This is a genomic window from Streptomyces sp. NBC_01707, assembly GCF_041438805.1.
GTDB lineage: Bacteria > Actinomycetota > Actinomycetes > Streptomycetales > Streptomycetaceae > Streptomyces.
Genome location: NZ_CP109190.1, coordinates 90826 through 114636, shown reverse-complemented (window position 1 = coordinate 114636; position 23811 = coordinate 90826). Strand labels below are relative to the sequence as shown.

Sequence of the window (23811 nt, the reverse complement as noted above, 5' to 3'; positions counted from 1 at the left end):
GGCACTGGGCGGCCAATCAGTAGAAGCCACATGTGCGGCATGAGGTTGACAGCCACACCCAGTGCCCCTGGGCCTCCCGATCCTACGAGTGACCGGAATCGACCCATCAACAACGTAAGGAGGTTTTCAGGGTGAGGTCGGTGGGTTGATAGCCAGGCCCGTGGCGGTGAGGCAGCCGTCGATCAGGTGGGGCCGGATCTGGATTCTGCGTAACTCGCGGCGAAGTGTGCGGTCGAGGTCGTCGGGTGTGTCGAAGGCGGTGTTGGCCGTGGCTCTGCGCACGAGTGACCAGACGGCCTCGACGGGGTTCAGGTCGGGTGCATAGGGCGGGAGGCGGATGGTGGTGAGCCAGTCGTTTTCGGCCTCGTACCGTTTCAGCCCAGCAGCCAGGTGGGTGTTCAGATTGTCCCAGACCACCACGATCGGCCCGCCGAGCTGGATGTGAGCGCGGACCAGCAGATCGCGGTAGTCCTGCCAGGAGAAGCTCTTGCGTGCGCCCTTGAGCAGGAGGTGGTTGCGGGGCCGATGGACGAGACGGCTTTTCTCGCCAGGTTTGTAGCAGCACAAGGCTGCCACCGAGGTCCGGCGACGGGATCTGCCTCTCACCCGGATGACGGGGGTGTGTCCGCGCCGGCCCCAGGTGCGGGCGCGGGGCGGCGTCATGGAGAACCCGGCCTCGTCCTCGAAGACGATCCAGCCACCATGGGCCGCCGCGAGGCTTTTACCCGCGGCCACACCTCCTTCTTCCACAGCTCGACGGCGCGCTCGTCGCGTTCGAGGGCTCTGCGGGCAGGTGCCTGCCAAGACCAGCCGTGCCGTTTCAGCAGCCGCCATACGGTCGCCACCGACAGACTCACTCGCAGACGCCGGCGGATCACCGTCTGGACCCGGGCCAGGGTCCAACGTTCATCTTCGAAACCGTGCGCCGACGGGCCCTTGCCGAGTTCGTCCTCGAGCACGGCGAACTGGGAATCGGTAACGGTCGGAGAGTTGGCCGGGCCTGCGGAACGCAAGGCCTCCATGCCACTCTCGCGCCAGGCACGGCGCCAGCGTTCCACCGACCGCACACTCACCCGCAGATCCTTCGCGATCACCGCGGTCTTCTCACCCGCCGCGAACCGCTCGCCAGCCTTCAGCCGGATCCCCTCACGAAACGCCCGACGCTCAGCAGTCAGGCCCCCACCCTCCGGATAACGCATACCACCGGCATACCGCAGGGATCATGAACCGTCACTACCCGACGACAACCCGAAAACCTCAGTAATCGGATGTCGGGCCACTGAGCCCTCCTATTAGGTCGCTGCGTGTCCCCGCACAGGCTCACATGCTGGGCGAACACCGGGAGAGACTGGGCTTGATCCGCTTTGACGGACATCGGAGATCAGGGGCTTCGGCCCCGGGAGGATGTCCATCATGGAGAGCATGGGGAAGAAGAAGCCTCGGCCTCGGCGTTCGTTCACGCCGGAGTTCAAGGCCGAGATCGTCGAGCTGTGCCGTCGCGGTGACCGCTCGGTCGGTCAGATCGCCAAGGACTTCGATCTCACCGAGACGGCGGTGCGACTGTGGGTCAGCCAAGCCGAGGTCGACGCGGGTGAACGAGATGGCTTGACCAGCAGTGAACGTGAGGAGCTGGCCGCGTTGCGGCGCGAGAACCGCAGGCTTCGTGAGGACGTTGACATCCTCAAGCGTGCGACGGCTTTCTTCGCGTCAATGCCAAAGTAAGGGTCACCGGCATCCGGGTGGTGTCAGAGTGGCAGGACCGGCGGGGTTGGCTCTCTTTTCGCTGCCCCGTTCGCGGTGGCTTGTCCTTGATGTGCCGCCCCGCCGGCCCTGGCGTCCCCGTGGAGTGGCTTGATAGGAGCGTGCTCTCAGCCCGATTGAGGCGTGCCCCCGCGGCGGACCCGGCACCGGATCCCCGCGCCCGCTGTTGGAGGCACCTTCATGATCGTGGTCGGCGTCGACGCTCACAAGAAGACCCACACCCTGGTCGCTGTCGACCCGCTCGGACGGCGGCTGGCCCAGCTCACAATCGCCGCAACCACCACTGGTCATCAGCAAGGATGCGAGTGGATGCAGCAGTTCGGCCACGTCCTGGTTGCAGTGGAGGACTGCCGGCACCTTACCCGTCGCTTCGAGGTCGACCTCCTGGCCGCCCGCCACTCCGTCGTCCGCGTGCACACGAGGCTGATGGCCGGTGCGCGTCGCTCTGCCCGTGAGCGCGGGAAGTCGGATCCGATCGATGCCGAGGCGGTGGCCCGGGTCGCCCTGCGAGAGCCTGACCTGCCGAAGGCCTGCCTGGACGGCCCGTACCGTGACGCGAAGCTGATAGCCGACCACCGTCGCCTGTTGGTCCGCCGGCGGACAGCCGCGGCCAACAAGCTTCGCTGGTTCCTTCACGAGATCGACCCCGAGTTGCCCGTACCCTCGCGTGGCCTGCGCCGCCTGTGTGTCTTCGACGCGCTGGAGGCAACCTTGTCTGGTCGGGCGGGGGTAGTCGTCGAGATTGCCATCGACTTGATCGCGGAGTGTCGAGGGCTCACTGAGCGGATCAATGCCCTGGAAGGGCGGCTGCGGCGCCTGGTGCGCGATCTCGCGCCTGCCCTTCTGGAGGTCCCAGGCTGCGGGGCGATCGGGGCCGCAGCAATCCTCGGCGAGACCGCCGGCGCCGCCCGTTTCAAATCGAAGGACGCGTTCGCGCGCTTCAACGGCACCGCGCCGATCCCGGTCTGGTCCTCGAACAAGGTCAGGGTTCGACTCAACCGAGGCGGCAATCGGACAATCAACAACCCTCCACATGATCGCGGTCACGCAGGTTCGTGGAACAGGTGAGGGAGCCGCCTACTACGCCAAGCTGATTGCGGCCGGAAAGACCGCGAAAGAGGCTCTCCGCGTACTCAAACGCCGCATCTCGGACCGGGTCTTCCGTGCCCTACTTGCCGACGAGCCCGCACGGCTTCAGCACGCCCAACCTGCGACGGAGCCAGTCGAGTTGGCTGCTTGACATAGGAGCATCAAGGAGACCCGGTGACGGTGCACCCGTTCATCGAGGCGGAGAAGCAGAGCGGCCACAACGTCAAGCGCGCGTGTGAACTGCTGAAGGTCTCCCGAACCGCCTTCTACGCCCGCCGCACCGGAAAACCCGGTCCGCGGGCGGTCCGCGATGCTGAACTGACTGGGCAGATTGCCGCAGTCCACCAGCACTCGCGCGGCACTTACGGAGCCCCGCGCATCCACGCAGCGTTGCAACGGAAAGGTGCCGGCTGCGGCCGCCGCCGGGTCGCCCGGCTGATGCGGGCGGCCGGCCTGCAGGGCCGCCACCGCAGACGGCGGCACCTGACCACGATCCCTGATCCGCGAGCCGCCTTTCGGCCCGACCTTGTCCTTCGGGACTTCACCCCCGATCCCACGGCGATCGACACCCGCTGGTGCGGCGACATCGACATCGCCTCCCGCCGCGTGATCGGCTGGGCAACCGCCGATCACCTGCGGACCGACCTGGTCGCCGACGCCCTCACAGCCGCCTGCCGCCAGCGCCATCCCACCCGTCCAGTGATCTTCCACTCGGACCGTGGCTGCCAAGGCGGATTCAACTGGTCGTCGCAACACCTCGTACGCATGGAGGTGTTGGATGGTGCGTCGTCAGCAGGCAGCGGACCGGGCGCTGCGTCCGAAGCTGAGGTCTCCGGGGCATCCGAAGTATCAGCGTCATATCGAGGCGGCGTTCTGGACGGAGATCGCCAAGGGCCTTCTCGCTGAGGAGGCTGCCGCCGTCATCGGCGTGGCGCCGGCTGTTGCGACGCGCTGGTGCCGCCAGTGTGGCGGCATGCGACCGTTCGATTCGAAGCCGCCCTCGGGCAGGTACCCGTCGTTTTCCGAACGAGAGGAGATCGCGTTGCTCAGGGCCCAGGGCAAGGGAGTGCGCGAGATCGCTCGAGACGTCGGTCGTAATCCAGGCACGATCTCCCGCGAGCTGCGACGCAACGCCGCCACAAGAAGTGGGAAGCTCGACTACCGGGCGTCGGTGGCGCAGTGGAAAGCAGATATGGCGGCCCGGCGTCCGAAGACAGCGAAGTTGGTCGCCAATCCGAGGTTGCACGCCTACGTCCAGGAGAGGCTGTCCGGCCAGATCGCCACATCTGGCGGTATGCCGATCGCGGGACCGGTGACGGGCTCGTGGACGGGGCGGAACAAGCCGCATCGCAAGGATCGTGCGTGGGTTCAGGCATGGAGTCCGGAACAGATCGCGAACCGGATCAAGCTCGATTTCCCGGATGATGAATCCATGCGCATCAGTCACGAGGCGATCTACCAGGCCCTCTACATCCAGGGCCGCGGGGCGCTGAAACGCGAGCTCATCCTGTGTCTTCGGACCGGTCGCGCTCTGCGTGCGCCGCGGGCGCGTTCACGGCGGAAGGCCTGGGCGCACGTCACGCCAGAAGCGTTGATCAGCGAGAGGCCCGCCGAGGCCGAGGACCGCGCTGTCCCCGGCCACTGGGAAGGGGATTGTGCGACACGAAGTTGCACGAATTTGAGTGGACTGACCGATTGGAGAGGCAGTTGATGAAGCTGTAGGTGCAGTCACGGGTGCGTGTCCATAAGACCCGTCCCCGCCCTTGGCGTGCGATGCCGGTAACGGCGTGGTGCGAAGCTCAGGGGAAAGCCCAAGGACTTCCGTTCCATCCGGGAGTTACCGGCAAGGGGAAGACCGGCCGGGTGAAGTATATGAACTCCCGATGATGCCTCGTGATCCCAAGCCCCGCCGATGGAGTGCGTGAGTGGGGTGGATGGCTAGCCGTTGAGAAGCGGCAGGCGCTGGCCGGTAGAGGTCACTCCGGCCAGGTGGGCACCGCCGCCTCGGGGTAAAGGGAGCACCCACCCCGGTCGTATCTCATTCGTGCGGAACGTGGAAACCCCGTTGGGGTCCGGGCCGTTTTGGCCCGGTCAGCCGCCCGTAAGGAAGGCTTAACTCCTCAGCGGGAACAGGACGGCCCAAGAAGCTAACGCCGGAAGCCGAAAGGAAACGGGAACCCGGGGCAGACGATCGGACTCTCCGCCGGTCGCCCCGCATAACCGTCCGGATACGGGTGATCTGCCCGGACCCGAAAGGGTGCTGACGTGGGCCGGGTGAGCCTGTGCAGAATCACTGAACAAAGACGACGGAACCGAGGGGCAAGTTGGACACCATGCAGATAGCGGACGGGGCGGCTTCGGCCCTTCCGGCTGCGCCTGCTCCGGTGAACGGACCCGAGGGCGAAGACTTGGACTGGGCGTCGATTGACTGGCGGCGGGTCGAGGAAGACGTACGGCGTCTGCGGCAGAGAATCTTCACGGCATCGCAGGCAGGGGACCTGAAGAAGGTCCGCAATTTGCAGAAGCTGATGCTCCGGTCCCGCTCGAATACGCTCCTGAGCGTGCGCCGGGTCACGGAGATCAACGCTGGACGCGCGACGACGGGAGTCGACGGACAGGTGGTGCTAATTTCCCAGTCCAAGGCCGCATTGGCCAATTGGGTTCAGCACCGTGCCCGACCGTGGATTCCCAAGCCCGTCAAGCGGGTGTTCATCCCCAAGCCGGGAACCATGAAGAAGCGCGGACTCGGGATTCCCGTGATTGTTGACCGGTGCCTGCAAGCTGTGGCATTGGGAGCATTGGAGCCCGAGTGGGAAGCGCGGTTCGAGCCGAAGTCGTACGGCTTTCGGCCCGGCCGTGGCTGTCACGACGCGATGGGGGCCATCTACTCCACGCTCAACGGGAAGAACCCGCAGCGTGCGTGGGTACTCGACGCGGACCTGACGGCGGCGTTCGACCGTATCGACCACGCCCGGCTTATGGCCGCTCTCGGCACCTTCCCCGCTCGGGGATTGGTCCGTCAGTGGCTGAAGGCCGGGGTCGTGGATCGCGGTCGGTTCGCCCCGACCGAGGAGGGAACTCCGCAAGGTGGGGTGATCAGCCCGTTGCTCTTCAACGTGGCCCTGCACGGAATGGAGGAAGCCGCAGGGGTCCGCTATTACACCACCGGCAGAGATGCCGGGAGTGCACAAAGCGGCAGCCCCGTGCTGGTGCGGTACGCAGATGATTTTGTCGCGATGTGCACCAGCCGTGAACAGGCCGAGCAGGTCAAGGAACGGCTGGCTGCATGGCTGACGCCCAGAGGACTCGCCTTCCACGAGGACAAGACACGAATCGTTCACGCGGAGAGCGGATTCGACTTCCTGGGGTTCAACGTCCGCCGCTATCACGGCAAGCTGCTGATCAAACCGAGCAAAGCGGCCCAGAGACGGATACGGGAACGGCTCAGCACCGAAATGGCGGCCCTGCGAGGAGCTAACGCCGGTGCGGTACTCAAGAAGATCAACCCGATCGTGCGGGGCTGGTCGGCCTACTACCGGACGGTGGTGTCCAGCGAGATCTTCACGGCGCTGGACAATCACATGTGGAAGCTCGCTTACAAGTGGGCCAAGCACAGCCACCACCCGAACAAGCCGAAGCGCTGGATATCCGACAAGTACTTCGGCCGGTTCAACAGGTCCAGGAATGACCGGTGGGTGTTCGGTGACCGCGACAGCGGCGCCTACCTGCCCAAGTTCTCCTGGACGAAGATAGTCCGGCACCAGTTGGTCAAGGGGAAGGCGTCCCCGGACGACCCAGCCCTGGAATCCTATTGGGCTCAGCGGCGACGCAAGGGAACCCCTCTACCAGTCGACGCCACGACCGTGCGCCTACTACAGGCACAACACGGCCGTTGCTCGATCTGCGGAGGGCTCCTGCTGCACGCCGACCACCCGCCACAAAGCCCACAAGAATGGGAAACATGGCGGGTCATCATCCGGAAAGCGATCTCCAAGCAATACATCGCGTTCCCGGACGAGAGCACGCCGGACGGTCAACGACTCCGTCTCCTCCACACCCATTGTCAACGGCGGAATGGAACCGCCACGATGACGAGTCCAGCACTTTTGCCTGCCGACGAGCCTCTGGGGCTTGCTTGAGCCGTGTGCGGTGAAAGCTGCGTGCACGGTTCTGAGGGGGCGGGGACGCAGTAATGCGTCCCCGCTACCCGACTGATCATCGGGCTGGAACGTTCAGCGGTCGGCACCGTCGTGGAGCGAACGACCAGGTTCACCATGCTGGTCCACCTGCCCCGGGAAGAGGGGTACGGCGAGATCCAACGGACGAAGAACGGTCCTGCGTTGGCCGGCTACGGCGCAATATCGATGAAGAACGCGCTGGCCACAACGATGTCGACCCTGCCCGCGCAGCTCGCTCGATCGCTGACCTGGGACCGTGGCAAGGAAATGTCCGCGCATACGCAGTTCCGGGTCGAGACCTGTATCCCCGTGTTCTTCGCTGATCCGCACAGCCCATGGCAGCGAGGAACGAACGAGAACACCAACGGACTCCTGCGCCAGTACTTCCCGAAGGGCACCGACCTCTCGCGCTGGTCCGCCGAAGAAATCGAAGCCGTTGCTCACGCGCTGAACACCAGACCCCGCAAGACACTTGGTTGGAGGACCCCGGCCGAGGCATTCAACGAGCAGCTACTCTTGCTCCAACAAGCCGGTGTTGCAACGACAGGTTGAGTCCAGCCAATACACCAGCCACCAATTCGCAGTACTGGCCGACAAGTTCGGCGTTCGACTGTCGGTCGGCCGCACCGGCCAGTGCTGGGACAACGCGCTCGCTGAGTCGTTCTTCTCGACCATCAAGCGCGAATTGCTCGATACCGCCGTCTGGCCCAGCCGGGCAGCCGCCCGCACTGCGATCTTCGACTTCATTGAAGGCTGGTACAACTTGCACCGACTGCACAGCAGCCTCGGCTACCTCAGTCCCGCCGACTACGAGACCGCACTCGCTTCCTAATGTTGTTGTCAAGCGGCTGTGTTCACTGGTGGTGTGACCTCGTAGCACCGTCGGTCACGGATCAGCGCCCAAAGGACGTTGACGCGTCGGCGGGCGAGTGCGAGCACGGCTTGAACGTGCTTCTTCCCCTCGGCGCGTTTGCGGTCGTAGAACTTCCGCGAGTTCGAGTCGCACCGGACGCTGACCAACGCGGAAGTGTAGAAGACGCGCTGGAGCCGACGGTGGTAGGCGGCCGGCCGGTGGAGATTGCCGCTGACTTTGCCCGAGTCGCGCGGTGCGGGGGCGACACCGGCGAAGGCCGCCAAGGCGTCCGGGGAGTCGAATTCGTCCAGGCTGCCGCCGACGGCGGCGAGGAACTCGGCACCGAGGATGGCACCGATGCCTGGGACACTCTGGACTATGTCGGCGAGCTCGTGCTCGCGAAACCGGCCCTCGATGAGCTTGTCCATCTCGGAGATCTGCTCGTTGAGGGTCATCACCTCCTCGGCCAGGGTGTGAACCAGCTTGGCGATGGTCTTCTCCCCGGGGATTGCGGTGTGCTGGCGGTCGGCGGCCTCGATGGCGGCTTCGGCCAGGGCTCTTGCGTTGCGGACCTTGCGGTTGGCCAGCCACTTGGTCAGCCGCGTGGCCCCGGCGCGGCGGATCGCGGACGGGGTCTGGTAGCCCGTCAGGAGCTTGAGCGGGCCGGTGTTGGTCACGTCCAGGGCTCTCTCCAGGGCCGGGAACATGCTCAGCAGGGTGCCGCGCAGGCGGTTCACGGAGCGGGTGCGGTCCTCGACCAGGTCGACCCGGCGTCCGGTCAGCAGCTTGAGCTCGATGGCGGCTTCGTCGCCGGGGTGGATGGGCCGCAGGTCGCGGCGCATCCTGGCCTGGTCGGCAATGACGTAGGCGTCGCGGGCGTCGGTCTTGCCCTCACCGCGGTAACCGTCGGAAGCCCGGTTCACCAGGCGGCCGGGAATGTAGAGGACCTCCTGGCCGTGATTGATCAGCAGGGCCAGCAGCAGCGCGGGTTCCCCGCCAGTCATATCGATGGCCCAGGTGACCTGACGGCCGTCGGCCAGGTCCAGGACATCACCAATGAGCTTCAGCAGCTCGGGCTCGTCGTTGACGACCCGCCGCGACAGGAGGGTCTTCCCGTCGGCATCCAACGCCAGGCTGTGATGGTGGCCCTTGCCACTGTCGATCCCCGCCCATATCCGGCTCATCATGCTCCTGACGTGCTCGTTTGTACGGTCCGTGCCACGGACGACCTCGCCGGCATTGCTCTACACAGCGACTTGTTCGCACTTCCTAATCGGCGGCCGAGTCGTCGTGGGGTGCCGGACGGCGAAGCGAGCGAAGCCACGAAGCGGCAGCAGCCTGATAGCCACACCCAGCACCCCTGGGCGACCCAACCCTACGAATGGCTCGATCAACCCAGCCAAGAAGGTAGAGCAGCCTGACCACCACACCAAAGGTGTCCGTCAAAGCGGAACAAGCTCAGAGGGGCAGGGTTGAAAATCACCTGCGGAATCGACTGGGCAGAGAACCATCACGACGTGGCCCTGGTCGACGAGGCCGGACAGCTCGTCGCCAAGCGGCATATCAACGACGATGCCGAGGGCTACCGGCAGCTGCTCGGCCTGCTGGCCGACGCCGGGGACACCCCGCAGAACCCCATCCCCGTAGCCGTCGAGACCCTGCGCGCCACCGGCAGGAAGGTGTACTCGATCAACCCGATGGCCGTGGCACGATACCGCGAGCGGTATCGCGTCGCCCGGGCGAAGTCCGATCACGCCGACGCCGTTGCACTGGCCAACATCCTGCGCACGGACGCCGACGTTCACCGGCCGCTGCCGGCCGATTCCGAACTGGCCCAGGCCATCTCGGTCCTCGCACGAGCCCAGCAGGACGCCGTGTGGAACCGGGCCCAGCTGAACAACCAGCTCCGCTCCCACCTCAAGCAGTACTTCCCGGCCGCACTGGCGGCCTTCCAGGTCCGAGGCATCGGCCTGGACTCCCGAGAGGCGCGGGCCGTACTCACTGCGGCGCCGGACCCCACGACGGCCGCGAGACTGACCCGCGCCCAGCTGCGATCCCTGCTGCGCAAGTCCAGACGGCAACGCAACATCAACACCTGGGCCGAACGGCTACGGACAGTCTTCACCGGCGACTGCCTCCACCAGCTGCCCCTGGTCGAGCAGGCCATGGGACGCCAAACCATGGCGCTGGTAAATCAGTTGGATGCCGCATGTCGGGCTGCTGACGACCTCGCCGCCGCGGCGGCCGAGGCGTTCGCCCAGCATCCCGACTCCGAGGTCCTCAGCAGCTTCCCGGGAATCGGACCGCTCACCGGCGCCCGCGTCCTCGGTGAGATCGGCGATGACCGCTCCCGTTTCCGCGATGCACGCGCCCTCATGGCATACGCCGGAGCCGCACCGATCACCATCGCCAGCGGAAAGAGCCACGCCGTCCGCCACCGGCGCGTGAAGAACCAGCGCCTGGCCGCCGCTGGCTATGTCTGGATCTTCGGGGCGCTGCCGGTACCGCAGGTCAAGGAGCACTACGACCGGCGCAGAGCCCGCGGGGACAGACACACCGCCGCGATGCGGAACCTGTTCAACCGGCTCCTGGGCTGCCTGCATCACTGTCTGGCCACCGGCCAGAAGTTCGACCCCGCCAAGGCGTTTCCGGCGCTCACAACGGTGACCGGACCTGCCGCTACTTGACTTCTTACGAAGCTCGGATGTCTGTGGACAAGTGGAAAGGCTAGACAGACCAGCGGCCACCCCACGCCCGAATCCGCAGCTCAGCCCCGACACGACCTGCACGACCCCGAAACGATCGCCGTGGAATCAGCCGGTGGATCCGGGTTCGACTACGCAGGGCGCTGGCTGGTGATGCATGTGATTGCAGCCGACCGCGCCGCCTCATCGCCCGCCCGAATCTGCATCAGCAAAAAAGTGAAACAGCTGCACACAGGGCAGATGTAGCCAAACCTCACTATTAGGAGTGCATTTTGTCACCGAGCTTTGAGGACTCGCATGGAAAATGCCACCGGCATTGACACGGGCACGCATATGCCGGTTAGAATCCGTTGTTGATCGATCACTACACACAACGGGCATCCCCACTGCCCCGCAGCCAGGCAGAGAAAGAGGGATCAGCAGTGAACGGATTGAAGCTCAAGCGGTTGGTGGCAGTTGGAACAACCGTCATGGCAGCGATTGCCATCTCGGTGTCCCCGGCAAGTGCTGATTCAGACATGTATACCTGGGTCACCGATAGGGGTTACATGCACTTCATTGACGACGGGGACGTGTTCGAAGTCTGCGATAAAGTGGCCGACGGCTACGGCATGACGGGAAAGCTGCAGCGGCAAAACACACTTTCCGATGGCTGGACTACCGTACTCACCGTTACAGATGGTGGTGACGCGGGCTGCGACAAGGGTGGATTCGATATCGGAAATCTTGCAAATTACAGGATGAACGTCAGCTGGAATGGCCAGCCCAACTACGAAGTCCACTCCGTGATGTTCAATGAATGAGCTAGCCATCTGTTCAGCTGGCTAAGGAATTTTGTGCACCAATTCTAGACTTCTCGTCGACAAGTGCAATGAGGGGAGTATCCGGGCCCCTCGATTATTCTGCCGACTCGAACTCAATACCCGTCGACCGGCCGCCCTTACGCTCGTCTCGCACTCGTGCGCTCGCCCACCTCGAGCCTCTTCCAACCTGCTGACGGGTCAGGTTGGTTAGGTTCGGCGTGCGCAACGACGAAGCTCCTGGTAAACGGCGTCACGACCAAGATCCACTGCCTCGCGCAAGGACTTCACGTGCTTGTCTACCCGTCGGCGATGACTTTGGAATCCTACTGCTGGCCCTCGTGAACGCGCAGGTAAGTGGCAGTCGCAAGGTATCCGTACGTTTCATGGAACGCCTCCGGCCCGGAGCGATCGTGCTCTGCGATCGCTCGCACGTGATCTCCCCTGCTGACCTGTGGGTTCGGAGATCAACAAGCTTGGATACCCCTGCTCGCGCAGGGAGAACAAACCGGCATGCGGGACGACAGCCCATCCGCGCGAGAGACCCCTGCTCGCGCGGGGAGAACAAACCGGCATGCGGGACGACAGCCCATCCGCGCGAGAGGCCCCTGCTCGCGCGGGGAGAACCTGGTGCCGGTACATCACCTTGCGCACGTAGCCGAGAGACCCCCCCTTACTGACCTGTTCGGCTACGGATTTGCTGTTTTTGAACGTTGTGATGCTTGTTCAGTGAGGTCTTCTCGGCAACGTGACGGTTGCGGTGTGTGACAGGGTGCGAGTGCCCGCTCGCGGCCTGCTGGCTGCTTGGCCCGACTCGGACTCGCCTCGCCCGATCAGCGCCGGGCGAGGCGCACACAACGAGGTCTCTGGGCCGGTCAGTCGGTGTCAGGGTCGGGGTGTCGCACGACCCGCTTCAGTTCCATCTCGACGTCGTAACGGCTTTGTTCCGTCGCTTCGGCGTGGGCGGTGATCGCCGCCTGCACGCGGGCCGCGGTCTCCACCGTCAACCCGTTCTCCTGCTGCTCGGCCCAGGCCGCGCGCTCCAGTTCAATCAGTTCGTCACTCAGCTCGATTGTCACGGGGTGGGATCGTGCTGGCACGGCACCATCGTCACGCCGAGGCGCACGGTCCTGCCGTAGTCGTACACCCGGCCGCACGCGGACGAGAGACGTGCAGTGGGCCCCGCCTCGACCAACGAGGGGGATCCACCGTCACGTGCCGTCAGCTCTACTTCTCGCCCATCGTCATGCGCAGCCAGTCCAGCGGCGCGCCCTCCAGGACTGCGTCGGCGAGCTCGTTCGCGGTCTTCGTGGTGAGACGCCCTCGGCTGTTGTCGATCCACCGTTGGGTGTCGTAGCCCTGCGCCCGGTACTCGATCCCCTGGATCATGCATTCCAGTTTGTCGGCGTCCCGAGCACAGACCGCTTCCGGAGATTCCTTCGCTTCGTACTCGGCGACGACCTCGCGGATAGCGGACGCCAGTACCTCGGGCATGCCGACGACCTGGTCGGCCGTGACTGCGTCGGGGTCGGCGCTCGGCGCGTACTTCTTGCCCAGGTGGTTCACGTCGCCGGTGCGTGTCTCCTGCGAGTCGTGCCACACCGCGAGGAAGGCGGCCTTCGCCGGGTCAGCTCCTTCGAGCTTGGCGATGACCGATGCGAGGAGGGCGGTGCGCCAGGAATGCTCCGCTACCGACTCGGGATCGCGTACGCCGGCCATCCACCACCCGGTGCGCTTGGTCTGCTTCAGCGTCCCGGCCTCGAACAGGAACTTCGCCACTGCGGATAGGTCGTCTGCCACCTCGGACTCCTCTCACGCCTCGGCGAGGCGGATCGCGTACTGGATGCTCTCCAGCTCCCGGCGAGCGCGCGCGGAAAGCTCCTGGCTATCCAACATCACGACGAGGCGGTCGAGTAGGGCGCGGGCTGCTGCACCGGACCGCAGCAGGTTGGGACGGATCTGCAGGAGAGACCACACGGTGTGGATGTTCAGGTCGACGTAGCCGTGGTGAAGCGCGAGCCCCAGAGATAGATGCGTGAGGAGCTTTTCGCCGGTCCATGGCCCCGGGGTGCGGACGGCAATGAAGTCGTCGGATAGTTCAAGGTGCGGCGTCTCACCGAGCCAGTAGGCCCAGTAGTTGAGGTTCGCGGCCTCGCCCGCGTCATCACCGGTGAGGTCCTTGTCGATGAAGTAGCTCATGCGGTCGCGGTCGCCCTGCCTGGCGGCAACGGCGGCCACAGACCGGCCGTTGAGCCAGCGAGTGAGCCAGTCCTGTGGCCTCTCGGTGCGTTGCTGGTAGGCGAGCCACTCCGACGTGTCGGCCTGGTCGTCGTATCCGCAGAGGTAGAGAGCCTGGCGTCGCAGGAGGAACTGCCGGTCACCGCGGGCGTGCTCAGCTGTGCGCCTCATTTGCCGGAAGAACCGGGTCCGGTCGGATAACGGGAGCTCCGGCCCGGGTGGTGCGGGACCGCGACGGGGGCGGGGTGGTTGGGGGAGCTCGCGCACGGGCTGGGGCGCTACGCCGTTGAGGGGCCAGGCCAGCAGCTCGACCAGGTCGCGTTGCATCACCCAGGCGCCGAGCGGGCTCTCCTCGACTGGGCCCTCCTCGTCCAAGGCGCTCGCGAGGAGGACGTCAGCTTCAAGGGCGCGTTCGAGGGCCTGAAGCAGAGCGGGCGCAGTGCCCATCTGCATCAGCCGGTGCCGGTGCATGAGCATCTGCCCTGTAGGTACGGCGGTGAGTGGGCGGCGTCCGGTTTCCCATCCGGCGATCGTGTCGGTGGACACCTTGAGAAGCTCGGCCGCTTCCTCTTGGGTGCGCCCCTGCTGCTCTCGTATCACGCGGAAGACGTAGCCCGAGATGACGCCCGTGCGGGGGCGTCCGGATGATCCCTGACCTCTGGTCAGGGTTTGTGGCGGGCTCAACTGCATGGCTGCCCCATTCCCCATTGCTGACGGCGGCCCACCTGTACTCGCGGTCACTTCAGGCGCTGAGCTGAGCTTTCTACCGTCGTAGTCATCACCAGACGAGCCTAGTAGGGAGGCTCTCAGTAATGGGCACCGTTGCAGATCCCGAGGGCGTTCAGCCGGTTGACTACGTGCCGATCAAAGCTGGCGCCGCTTCACCGCCCACCGCATCTGCGGAGTGTGCGCTCCAGGAAGTCCTGGTGCACACCCGCTTCGAGCGGCAGCTGGCGGTCGGGCATTGGCTCCTTGCGGCCGCCCCGGACATCAAGGAGGCTCGCAAGGAGTGGGCGGTGGACGGGATTGCGCTCCTGCGATGCGGGGGCATCTTCTCCGCGATCCGCGTCCCGGCCGAAGTGGTGCACGCTGCCGCCGGCACGGAGGAACTGCACCAGGTCAACGCCTATCTCTCGGCGGCGTTGATGGGCGGGCCGGTGTTCGTCGACGTCGCGTCGAGCGGTACTACATCCTCGTACCGGCGAGCGCCGGTCGCCAAGACGTGTGGAAGTCCAGGCTGGTGCCGGAAGCGGAGTGTCTTGGGTCCGGCTGTTTCCTCGGCGTCCCGAAACCGGATGCGACCGCCCCGTCCGAGGCCCGCTCGTACTGGTGCGTGCCGATGGACAGCCCCGGCGAGCTCTGCGTCCCGCAGGCGGTCTCCCAGGTGGTGATGACCGGCCGGTATCAGCGGGCGGCGTTAGAGCGGGGAGCCGATGAGTGAGCGCCGCTCACGGCCCCTCTGCCCGCCGGTTCCCCCGGTTCCTGGAATCCTGCTGAAAGGACGTGCCTGGTGACCACGACTGCCGAGCCCCATACCGTTGAGAAGGCATTCCGCGTCTACCTGGGCCACACCGTGACCTGCGCCGACTGCCGTGGCGGCGTCTCGTGCGAGACGAGGCGCGGACTGCATCGTGCGTGGCGGGGTCTTTGCCGGCGGTGGGCCAGCTGCGGTACGACCAGCCTTCCCGCCCCCAGCGCCCAAGGGGCAAAGATCCCTCTGTGCGACAATTGCAAGCCCTCGCGGCTGGGCCGGTGAGCTTCCCCGGCCGCTCGTCGTTCCGTACATCGCGTCGTGGTCGGAGGAGCAAGCCCGCAGCCCTGTGGTGATCGGTCCCCGCGGTGGCATCGCCTACCAGGACGAGGGCCCGTACGACCGGGATGCCGACGGCTACCTGTGGCTACGGGCGCCGGCCAAGCAGGGGTGCGGGCGCCCGGAGTTCGGCAGGGTGCATCCCTTGCGGCAGCGGCGCGTGATGCGCCGACTTCTGTGTCAGGTCTGCGGCGGGTCGGCCGAAGAGGATGAACGGGGCACGCTCTGGCTGCTGGAGGACCACCGCGCTGACTGGGACGGCTGGCCGAACGGTCTGCTGACGACGCACCCTCCGGTGTGTGCCCCCTGCGCTCGGGAGGCCGTCCGCTCCTGCCCCAACCTGCTCGGCCGGTGCGTGGCCGTACGGGTCGGCACATCCGAGGTGAGCGGCATATATGGGGTCCGCTATCTGCCAGGGAGCCCGTTGACGCCTGGTGTCGCGGAGTACGGCGACCCCGCCGGGCGGTGGGTCCTCGCCAGCCAGCTTGTCCGCTCCCTCTCGGACTGCACCATCGTCCTGGACGAGCTCGCCGGTGTGCAGGCGCGCTCTCAATGACTCCCGCCCGCGGCCGTTTCGCCGATCGGTCGCGGGCGGATTCCCGAGGCACAAACGACGGCACTCACCGTAGCTTCAAGAGCACCTGAGATTCCTTCCCGACCTGAGGCCGGCGGTGGCCCGGGTCGGGGAGGTCCATCCGCCGCCGTTCTGGATTCCCGGCCGAGAGCCAGGGCCGCCTGGCGGCACCGAGGAACGGCGCTGCAAGTGGATCAGTACGACACCGTCACCAGGCTGAACGACTACCTGGTGGCGGACGGGCCGGGGTGCCTGCGTGTGCTCGCGCAGCCGAGCTGTTTCGGATTTCTCCTCTTCATCGCTGTGCTGCTCGCAGCGGGCGGCATTGCCGATCTCATTTCGTAGGCCCGACCGCACTTCATTGGTCTCCCACGGGCCCTACCCCCCGGCTGCGGACAGCACGACGTCGACCAGGCGCTCGGCGGCGTCGGGCCGCCCGTACAACCGGGGCTTTTCGCAGGCAAGTTGTCGCGGCGTCCCAGCCTGCGGGGCGGGCAAGGTCAGGACCGCGTGGTCCTGAACGCGAGATACCGGCTGAAGGCTTCGTGGCTGTCGGGGGTGAAGCGCCACTCCAGCAGGGCCGACCGCAGCTCCGGCTCGGTCAGCCAGCTATGCCAGGCGACCTCATCAGGATTGGCGGCCACGGTGTCAGGCACCACGGCTTCGTGCACGCCGAGCCAGTGAGGGCTCAAACCGCTGCGGTTGATGAACGTGAACAGCAAGCGCGGCAGCACACGGATGCCCAGCTCTTCGGCCAGCTCCCGGGCGGCGGCCTGTTCATAGGATTCGCCGACATCCACGGCGCCACCGATCACGACCTCGTAGAGCCCGGGGAAGCGCGGCAGCTGCTCCGACCGCCGGTGAACGAGGATCCGCCCACGCTCATCACGACACACCGTCACGGCGACCCGGTGCAGCCAACCCTCCCGGATGGCCTGCCGGCGGCTGACCACCACCCCCAGCACACGATCGTGGTCGTCGACACGCTCCACCAGTTCGTCCACGACGCACACCCTGGCAGAGCGCACTGACAACGCCGCCTTTCGGTGGCCCGTGGGGACCGACCGAGGAGAACCTGCGCCAGGAGGCCGAACGTGGATGACGACGGTTGTCGGGCAAATACGCCACCTATCGTGCTCAGGCTCAGGTCTCATGGGCACTGGAGTGGGTACCCGCAGATCAGGCCACCTTCGCGTTCGCGGTTTTCCCACGGGAAAACGGCGCCGGGCTGAAGCGGCTTGAAGCGGGCCGGAACGGGTTGATGCGGGCCGAGGCGCTCGAAGTTTGTGCAGGTCAGAGCAAAGTTGCAGGTCAGGGCGCTGCGAGGGGCCCACTCGGACTCGGCTTCGGGAGTAGCGGGGACGAGGACACGCAGGCAGTGGCGGTGCTGGGCGACGCTTCGCTCGGTGGCATCGCTGAGGTTGTGCCAGAGATGCCACCGGTCCGCGACCTGAATCGCCTGCGGGGCCCCGGCCGTGGCGCCTTCTGCAAAGAACGGCGCACGGTCCCGGCATACGACTTCGACACCTGGCCGTCGGGCGAGCCAGGCGGCCAGACTGGATGCCTCACGGTCAGGGAGAAGATCGATTGGACGGCGGGTTTCGACATCCACCAGGACGGTGCCGTAGTGGCGGCCCTTGCGGGTGGCGTACTCATCGACGCCGACCACGCGCGGCGCGGCCGCCTCCGGATCGGGGAGCGCGTCAATCAGGCGCAAGACCGTGCTCCGACTGACGGATAACCCAAGGACGGAGGCCAGGCGGGCGCCGGCTCGGCCCGCCAGGGCGAGACCTACCGCAGCCAGTGTGGCGCAGCAGCTCAGTGCGCTGGCCGTGCCTGCGCGTCAGGCCGGGTATTTGCTCGACGAAGGTTCGGCGCGGGCACATGGCGTTGCCGCACCGGAACCGACGAACCCGGAGCTGGAGTACGACGCTCCGTCCGGCGCTGGGCACGTCGGCAGGAAACCGCAGGTAGAAGCTGTGGACCTGGGTCGACCAGGCATCGCATCCCGGGCACGCGGCGCCAGTCGCGGTGCACTGTGCGTCGACACGCACTATCTCGATATCCACGTTCACCGACAGCACCGCGACGCCTGTCGTTGCTCCCGCAAGAATGACCCCCCAGGTGCTCCTGCAGAATTGACCCCCCTTGATGATCTGGAGGGTGCTGAAAGTGGAGGACTGGGCCGAGATACGCCGTCTGCACCGGGCGGAGGGTGTGCCCATCAAGGAGATCGCGCGGCGGTTGGGGGTGGCCCGGAACACGGTGCGGGCCGCGTTGAACTCAGACCGGCCGCCTGTGTTCGAGCGGGCCCCGCGGGGTCACGTCGCGGACAAGTTCGAGCCTCAGATGCGGGCTCTGCTGCAGGAGTGGCCGACGATGCCGGCGCCGGTGATCGCCGAGCGGATTGGCTGGCCGTACTCCTCGGCACCGCTCCGCAAGCGGCTGGCGCTGATCCGGCCGGAATACCTCGGAATCGACCCGGTCGACCGGGTCACCTATGAGCCCGGCGAGGTCGCCCAGTGCGATCTGTGGTTCCCGGAGACGAAGGTCCAGGTCGGCGCCGGGCAGGAGCGGGTGCTGCCGGTGCTGGTCATGGCCTTGGGGTTCTCCCGTCATTTGTCCGCGGTGATGATCCCCTCGAGGCAGGCCGGCGACATCCTTTCGGGAATGTGGCAGCTGATCCATGAGATCGGCCGGGTCCCCAAGACGCTGGTCTGGGACCGGGAAGCCGCGATCGGCGGCAGCGGGAAACTCACCGCGCCGGCGGCGGCGTTCGCCGGAACTCTGGCCACCAGGATCAAGCTCGCGCCGCCCCGCGACCCCGAATACAAAGGGATGGTCGAGCGGAGCAACGGCTACCTGGAGACCTCCTTCCTGCCTGGCCGGCAGTTCGCCTCCCCAGCGGACTTCAACCAGCAGCTCAAGGACTGGCTGATCAAGGCGAACTCCCGCACGGTCCGCTCGATCCACGGCCGGCCCGTCGACCTGCTGGAGCGGGACTACCTGTCGATGACGCCACTGCCGCCCCTCGAGCCGCCGACCGGCCTGAGTTCGCGGATCAGGCTCGCCCGTGACTACTACGTCCGGGTCGACACCGGCGACTACTCGGTCGACCGGCAGGTCATCGGCCGGTTCGTCGACGTCACCGCCTCCCTGCAGGAGGTCGTGGTGTTCTGCGACGGCCAGGTCGTCGCACGCCACCAGCGGTCCTGGGCCAAGCAGGCGGTGGTCACCGATCCCGCCCATGCCGCCACGGCCAAGCGGATGCGCCAGGCCCTGGCCGAGGACCGCCACCGGCGCCAGGCAGCAACACGGCAGCACACCGACGGGCACATCGTCGCCCTGCGGCCCCTGCCGGACTACGACGCCCTCTTCGGCGTCGATTTCGACCAGCCGTCAACAGAAGCGAAGTGACACATGACCATGGCCACCCCGATGCCGAAGGACGGCCTGCCGTCCATGATCGCTTACCTGACCCGGGTCCTGAAGACCCCGACAATCGGGGCCTGCTGGGAGGACCTGGCAACCCAGGCCCGCGATGAGAACTGGTCCCACGAGGAATACCTGGCAGCCTTGCTGCAGCGGCAGGTCGCCGACCGCGAATCCAAGGGCACCGTGATGCGGATCCGCACCGCCCACTTCCCGCAGGTCAAGACCATCGAGGACTTCAACCTCGACCACCTGCCCTCAATGCGCCGCGATGTCCTGGCCCATCTGGCCACCGGGACGTTCGTCTCCAAGGCGGAAAACGTGGTCCTGCTCGGGCCGCCCGGCATCGGCAAGACACACCTCGCCATCGGCCTCGGAGTCAAAGCGGCCCACGCCGGCCACTCCGTCCTGTTCGACACAGCGAGCAACTGGATCACCCGCCTCGCCACCGCCCACCAGGCCGGCAGCCTCGAGGCCGAACTGAAGAAGATCCGCCGCTACCGACTGATCATTATTGACGAGGTCGGCTACATCCCCTTCGACCAGGACGCCGCGAACCTGTTCTTCCAACTGATCGCGTCCCGCTACGAGCAGGGCTCCGTGATGGTGACCTCGAACCTGCCCTTCGGACGCTGGGGAGAGACCTTCTCCGACGACGTCGTCGCAGCCGCCATGATCGACCGCCTCGTCCACCACGCCGAGGTCCTCACCCTCACCGGCGACTCCTACCGCACCCGCCAACGACGCGAACTCCTCGCCAAGGAGAACCGCACACACCGAGACTGAACCAACCCCAAGGGGTCAATTCTGCGGGAGCAGAACGTGCGCAATTCTGCGGGAGCATTGACAGACGCCAGCGATCGACGGGAACAACAGCTTCTCCAGCCGGAGCACGACCTCGTCCATGGCCGGGACTTTCAGCCCAGCCATGGCCACCAAGGCTCATTTTCGGACGAGTTGGGAGCCTGCCCGAAGACGCACAGCGGTCACTCACAGTGGCCACTGCACGGAAGCGATGCTGTTGGGGGACTGCAAAAAGAACGGATCTGTCTCACTTCCGGTGGTGACGGAGCGCGACTGGCGTCGTTGATATGGCGTGTGTGATGTCAACGAGGTTGTGAGCATGGTGTTTTCGGGGCTGTCCCCTCTGGTCTTCGAGGGCATAGTGGACGAGGGGGAGCGGATCCTGGTGAGGGCTCGGACGCCCTGCGGGGCGGTGGCTTGCCCGGATTGCGGGGCCTGGTCGGGGCGGGTGCACGGATATCACGTAAGGGTTGTCGCGGATGTGCCCGTGGATGCCCGCCGCGTGGTGGTCGAGGTGCGCGTACGCCGCCTGGTCTGCCCGACTATGGGATGCCGCCAGACGTTTCGAGAACAGCTTTCCGGGATCCTGGAGCGCTATCAGCGACGCACGTCTCGGCTGTCCTTGCAGGTCGGAGCGGTGGTGCGGGAGTTAGCCGGCCGTGCTGGCGCTCGTGTGCTGTCCATACTCGCGGTGGCCGTCTCACGGCACACCGCCCTGCGCGCGCTGGTGCGGTTGCCGCTGCCCGCCCGGCGGGTGCCGCGGGTGCTGGGGGTGGACGACTTCGCGCTGCGTCGCCGCCACGACTACGCGACCGTTCTGATCGACGCCGAGACCTGCGAGCGGATCGATGTCCTGCCCGGTCGTACCACCGACGCCCTGGAAGCCTGGCTGCGTGACCATCCTGGTGTCGAGGTCGTGTGCCGGGACGGCTCGGCCGCTTACGCAGAGGCGATCCGCCGTGCCTTGCCGCATGCGGTGCAGGTAGGCGACCGGTGGCACATCTGGCACAACCTGGCCGAGGCTGTCCGCAAGGAGGTGGCCGCGCACAGTACCTGCTGGGCCAAGACCGGCCCGCCACCGAGCGAGGGCAAGCAGGCGGCCACCAACCGCGAGCGCTGGCACCACGTCCACGACCTCCTCGATCGGGGCGTGGGCCTGCTGGAATGCGCCAGGCGTCTGAACCTGGCACTGAACACCGTCAAACGCTACGCACGTGTCCCGGAACCCGAGCGACTCATCCGGCCCCCAAGTACCGCCCCACGCTGGTGGATCCATACCGAGACCACCTGCGCCGACGCCGCGATGAGGATCCGGCCGCACCGGTCTCTCACCTGTTCGCCGAGATTCGGGAACTCGGCTACCCGGGTAGCCTCAACCTGCTCCACAAGTACATCAACCAGGGCCGCGTCGAGGCCGACCGGCCAGCGCTTTCACCGCGTCGGCTGGCCCGCTACCTCCTCACCCACCCTGACCACCTCAAAGATCACCAGCGGGAACGGATCGAGGCTGCTACCGCCGCCTGCCCGCAGATGACCGCCGTCACGGGCCTCGTCCACACCTTCGCCGCGCTACTGAGACCGGCCGAGGAGAACGCCGGGCAGCTGAGCATGTGGATCGATGCCGCACAGGCCGAGGGCTTGCCCCACCTGCACGCTTTCACCCGCGGCCTCGAGAGAGATCGCGACGCTGTGAACGCGGCCCTCACCTACTGCCACCACAACGGCGGCACCGAAGGAGTCAACAACAAGACCAAGCTGATCAAGCGCCAGATGTACGGCCGGGCAGGATTCGCCCTCCTCCGCCATCGCATTCTCCTGGGGTAACTGCACCCTCCGTCACCACCGGAAGTGAGACAGATCCGTTGATTGGACAGTCCCGCTGTTGGCGATCTTCGCTCGGTGGGGTGAAGCCTGCCCCCGAGGGGTTGTTCGCGCTGGCGGTGGTGTGCTGCCGTTGTTGAGCGGGGCAGTCTCTGCCGGTCGGAGGGGGCCGGAATGTCGATGGGGTGTGGTTCTGGTCGAGTGGTTCCGCCACTGACCGTGAAGATGGCCCGGGCGAGTAATCCGCGTGGCACGGCAGCAATGTGGATGCGTGACCGGCTCGACGAGCTGTTCGTGGACGAGGATTTCACCGACTGGTATCCGGCAGACGGGCGCCCTGGTCTGTCACCGGCCCGGCTTGCGCTGGTGTCGGTGTTGCAATACACGGAGAATCTGACCGACCGGCAGGCGGCGGAGGCCGTCCGGTGCCGTCTGGACTGGAAGTACTGCCTGGGCCTGGAGCTGGACGACGCTGGCTTCGACTTCTCGGTGCTGAGCGAGTTCCGTGACCGGTTGGCCGAAGGGGACCGTGCAGACCGGCTGCTGGCTGTGATGGTGGAACGTCTTGCGGCTGCGGGCCTGGTTAAACGCCGTGGCCGGGTCCGCACCGACTCGACCCATGTGCTGGCGGCAGTACGCCGGCTCAATCGGGGTGAACTCGTCGCCGAGACCCTGCGGGCGGCTCTGGAAGAACTCGTTGCGCACGGCGAGGAATGGCTGGCCGGACTTGTTACCGCGGACTGGGGTGACCGCTACGGCCGCCCAGTCCGCTATGACCGGCTTCCTCGGGGAGGTGACGCCCTGATCGCCTACGTGCTACGTGTCGGCGAGGACGGCATGCACATCCTGCGAGCGGTTCACGACTCCGATGCCCCACCCGGACTGCGGGCACTACCCGCCGTTGAGGTCCTGCGGCAGGTCTGGGTTCAGCAGTACTGGCTCGACGGGGACGGCCAACTGCGCTGGCGGGGACCGAAATCCAGTCGGAACCGGGCAAGCCGCAGGACGACCGAACGCCGCAACACGGGCAAGGCATCAGCGGACGGCCGACCCGATCCCGCTTCGGCGCGAGTGCCGTGGTCGGGCATGGAGATCGTCACCCCGCACGATCCCGAAGCCCGATACAGCCAGAAAGTCACCGCTGCCGGACAGCAGGACTGGATCGGCTACCGCGACCACCAGACCGAGACCTGCGACGAGACCGGCCTGAACGTGATCGTCCAGGTCACCACCCGGCCGGCGCCCGAGCAGGACATTGATGCCCTGGACCGGATCCACCTGGGACTGACCGCGCAAGGGTTCCAGCCCACCGAACACGTCGTTGACAGCGGCTACATCTCGCCGGACAGCATCCACCACGCTGCCCGGCAATGGGACATCACACTCTTCGGACCAGTCCGTGACGACCCACAGGCCAGTAAACGGCCCGGCTTCGCCAAGCAGGACTTCCACATCGACTGGCAAGCCCGCACCCTGACCTGCCCTAACGGCGTGACGAGTCCACCATGGAAGCCCACACTCGGCGACGGCCACCCCCGGCTCTCCGTGCTCTTCCCACGCAAGGCCTGCCGCGAATGCGCCGACCGGCTCAAATGCACCGGCAACGTCGAAGGCAAGGGCCGTCACGTCTTCCTGATGCCCCAACCTCTCCAAGAGATCCAGACGCAGAACAGGGCCGAACAGACGACGACCGAGTGGCGCAGGAGATACGCGATCCGCGCAGGCTGCGAGGCCACCGTCTCCGAG

The 23811-nt window shown here is 66.2% G+C and carries 20 protein-coding genes and 4 pseudogenes; 15 read left to right on the top strand and 9 right to left on the bottom strand.

What is annotated here, in order from left to right; genetic code table 11:
* Positions 1-126: 126 nt before the first annotated feature.
* Positions 127-663: a transposase gene (locus OG963_RS00540; protein WP_327425749.1), complete on the bottom strand. Its 537-nt coding sequence runs from the start codon at positions 661-663 to the stop codon at positions 127-129.
* On the bottom strand, positions 660-1199 hold the full coding sequence (locus tag OG963_RS00535) for a winged helix-turn-helix domain-containing protein (protein WP_327419962.1): 540 nt from the start codon (positions 1197-1199) through the stop codon (positions 660-662). The genes OG963_RS00540 and OG963_RS00535 overlap by 4 nt, the downstream gene beginning before the upstream one ends.
* Positions 1200-1422: 223 nt before the next feature.
* Here OG963_RS00535 and OG963_RS00530 point away from each other — a divergent pair, with 223 nt between their 5' ends.
* The 7 genes and pseudogenes from OG963_RS00530 to OG963_RS00500 all read left to right on the top strand — a co-directional run bounded on the left by OG963_RS00530 (position 1423) and on the right by OG963_RS00500 (position 7860).
* Positions 1423-1722: a transposase gene (locus tag OG963_RS00530; protein ID WP_371798147.1), complete on the top strand. Its 300-nt coding sequence runs from the start codon at positions 1423-1425 to the stop codon at positions 1720-1722.
* Positions 1723-1941: 219 nt separating this feature from the next.
* Positions 1942-2829, top strand: a complete 888-nt coding sequence (locus tag OG963_RS00525) for a transposase (RefSeq protein ID WP_327425397.1) — start codon at positions 1942-1944, stop codon at positions 2827-2829.
* Positions 2830-3024: 195 nt separating this feature from the next.
* The gene (locus OG963_RS00520; RefSeq protein WP_327425396.1) at positions 3025-3756 is read left to right on the top strand and encodes an IS3 family transposase; all 732 of its coding nucleotides are present in this window, start codon (positions 3025-3027) and stop codon (positions 3754-3756) included.
* A 67-nt stretch (positions 3757-3823) separates the two neighbouring features.
* Positions 3824-4504: pseudogene (locus OG963_RS00515) on the top strand (transposase); the annotation flags it as partial.
* A gap of 679 nt (positions 4505-5183) precedes the next feature.
* On the top strand, positions 5184-6989 hold the full coding sequence (gene ltrA, locus OG963_RS00510; RefSeq protein ID WP_327425395.1) for a group II intron reverse transcriptase/maturase: 1806 nt from the start codon (positions 5184-5186) through the stop codon (positions 6987-6989).
* A gap of 72 nt (positions 6990-7061) precedes the next feature.
* A pseudogene (locus tag OG963_RS00505) lies at positions 7062-7580 on the top strand (IS30 family transposase); the annotation flags it as partial.
* The gene (locus OG963_RS00500; protein ID WP_371798146.1) at positions 7564-7860 is read left to right on the top strand and encodes a transposase; all 297 of its coding nucleotides are present in this window, start codon (positions 7564-7566) and stop codon (positions 7858-7860) included. The pseudogene OG963_RS00505 and the gene OG963_RS00500, both read left to right, overlap by 17 nt.
* Positions 7861-7868: 8 nt before the next feature.
* Here the strand turns inward: OG963_RS00500 and OG963_RS00495 are convergent, their stop codons facing one another.
* Complete coding sequence (locus OG963_RS00495) at positions 7869-9065, bottom strand: IS110 family transposase (RefSeq protein ID WP_371800245.1); 1197 nt, start codon at positions 9063-9065, stop codon at positions 7869-7871.
* A gap of 288 nt (positions 9066-9353) precedes the next feature.
* Between OG963_RS00495 and OG963_RS00490 the strand changes: the two genes are divergently transcribed.
* A complete protein-coding gene (locus OG963_RS00490) occupies positions 9354-10568 on the top strand; it encodes an IS110 family transposase (protein ID WP_327425394.1) in 1215 nt (404 codons plus the stop codon).
* A 371-nt stretch (positions 10569-10939) separates the two neighbouring features.
* Positions 10940-11389, top strand: coding sequence for a hypothetical protein (locus OG963_RS00485; protein WP_327425393.1), 450 nt, complete (start codon positions 10940-10942; stop codon positions 11387-11389).
* Between the two features lie 872 nt (positions 11390-12261).
* Here the strand turns inward: OG963_RS00485 and OG963_RS00480 are convergent.
* The 3 genes from OG963_RS00480 to OG963_RS00470 form a co-directional block, all read right to left on the bottom strand.
* On the bottom strand, positions 12262-12465 hold the full coding sequence (locus OG963_RS00480) for a hypothetical protein (RefSeq protein WP_327425392.1): 204 nt from the start codon (positions 12463-12465) through the stop codon (positions 12262-12264).
* Between the two features lie 148 nt (positions 12466-12613).
* A complete protein-coding gene (locus OG963_RS00475) occupies positions 12614-13186 on the bottom strand; it encodes an HD domain-containing protein (RefSeq protein WP_327425391.1) in 573 nt (190 codons plus the stop codon).
* 12 nt (positions 13187-13198) lie between these two features.
* Positions 13199-14332 carry a helix-turn-helix domain-containing protein gene (locus OG963_RS00470; protein WP_371798145.1) on the bottom strand — a complete coding sequence of 378 codons (1134 nt, stop codon included), beginning with the start codon at positions 14330-14332 and terminating at the stop codon, positions 13199-13201.
* Between the two features lie 1115 nt (positions 14333-15447).
* On the opposite strand from OG963_RS00470, the gene OG963_RS00465 reads away from it, so the two are divergent.
* Together OG963_RS00465 and OG963_RS00460 are read left to right on the top strand one after the other, a co-directional pair.
* Positions 15448-15990, top strand: a complete 543-nt coding sequence (locus OG963_RS00465; protein ID WP_327425389.1) for a hypothetical protein — start codon at positions 15448-15450, stop codon at positions 15988-15990.
* A gap of 207 nt (positions 15991-16197) precedes the next feature.
* The gene (locus OG963_RS00460) at positions 16198-16353 is read left to right on the top strand and encodes a hypothetical protein (protein ID WP_327425388.1); all 156 of its coding nucleotides are present in this window, start codon (positions 16198-16200) and stop codon (positions 16351-16353) included.
* Positions 16354-16508: 155 nt separating this feature from the next.
* On the opposite strand, the gene OG963_RS00455 is transcribed toward OG963_RS00460, so the two are convergent.
* The 3 genes from OG963_RS00455 to OG963_RS00445 form a co-directional block, all read right to left on the bottom strand.
* A complete protein-coding gene (locus OG963_RS00455) occupies positions 16509-17012 on the bottom strand; it encodes an NUDIX hydrolase (protein ID WP_371798144.1) in 504 nt (167 codons plus the stop codon).
* A gap of 146 nt (positions 17013-17158) precedes the next feature.
* Positions 17159-17725: a transposase gene (locus tag OG963_RS00450; protein ID WP_331740964.1), complete on the bottom strand. Its 567-nt coding sequence runs from the start codon at positions 17723-17725 to the stop codon at positions 17159-17161.
* Positions 17712-18233: a transposase family protein gene (locus tag OG963_RS00445; RefSeq protein WP_327425385.1), complete on the bottom strand. Its 522-nt coding sequence runs from the start codon at positions 18231-18233 to the stop codon at positions 17712-17714. Before OG963_RS00445 ends, OG963_RS00450 begins: the two co-directional genes overlap by 14 nt.
* Between OG963_RS00445 and istA the strand changes: the two genes are divergently transcribed.
* From istA to OG963_RS00425, 4 genes and pseudogenes are all read left to right on the top strand, one after another.
* The gene (gene istA, locus OG963_RS00440; RefSeq protein WP_327425384.1) at positions 18172-19425 is read left to right on the top strand and encodes an IS21 family transposase; all 1254 of its coding nucleotides are present in this window, start codon (positions 18172-18174) and stop codon (positions 19423-19425) included. The genes OG963_RS00445 and istA overlap by 62 nt on opposite strands.
* 3 nt (positions 19426-19428) lie before the next feature.
* Positions 19429-20226: an IS21-like element helper ATPase IstB gene (gene istB, locus OG963_RS00435; protein ID WP_327425383.1), complete on the top strand. Its 798-nt coding sequence runs from the start codon at positions 19429-19431 to the stop codon at positions 20224-20226.
* 337 nt (positions 20227-20563) lie between these two features.
* Positions 20564-22068 (top strand): annotated as a pseudogene (locus OG963_RS00430) (ISL3 family transposase).
* A gap of 171 nt (positions 22069-22239) precedes the next feature.
* Positions 22240-23796, top strand: a pseudogene (locus OG963_RS00425) (transposase); the annotation flags it as partial.
* Positions 23797-23811: the final 15 nt, after the last annotated feature.

Bases quoted from the DNA above. Each gene is read 5' to 3' on its own strand.
- OG963_RS00535 (WP_327419962.1), bottom strand. From the start codon at position 1,199: ATGCGTTATCCGGAGGGTGGGGGCCTGACTGCTGAGCGTCGGGCGTTT.
- OG963_RS00470 (WP_371798145.1), bottom strand. From the start codon at position 14,332: ATGGGGAATGGGGCAGCCATGCAGTTGAGCCCGCCACAAACCCTGACC.
- OG963_RS00445 (WP_327425385.1), bottom strand. From the start codon at position 18,233: ATGGGCACACCCTCCGCCCGGTGCAGACGGCGTATCTCGGCCCAGTCC.
- OG963_RS00495 (WP_371800245.1), bottom strand. From the start codon at position 9,065: ATGAGCCGGATATGGGCGGGGATCGACAGTGGCAAGGGCCACCATCAC.
- ltrA (WP_327425395.1), top strand. From the start codon at position 5,184: ATGCAGATAGCGGACGGGGCGGCTTCGGCCCTTCCGGCTGCGCCTGCT.
- OG963_RS00525 (WP_327425397.1), top strand. From the start codon at position 1,942: ATGATCGTGGTCGGCGTCGACGCTCACAAGAAGACCCACACCCTGGTC.
- istB (WP_327425383.1), top strand. From the start codon at position 19,429: ATGACCATGGCCACCCCGATGCCGAAGGACGGCCTGCCGTCCATGATC.
- OG963_RS00540 (WP_327425749.1), bottom strand. From the start codon at position 663: ATGACGCCGCCCCGCGCCCGCACCTGGGGCCGGCGCGGACACACCCCC.
- OG963_RS00530 (WP_371798147.1), top strand. From the start codon at position 1,423: ATGGGGAAGAAGAAGCCTCGGCCTCGGCGTTCGTTCACGCCGGAGTTC.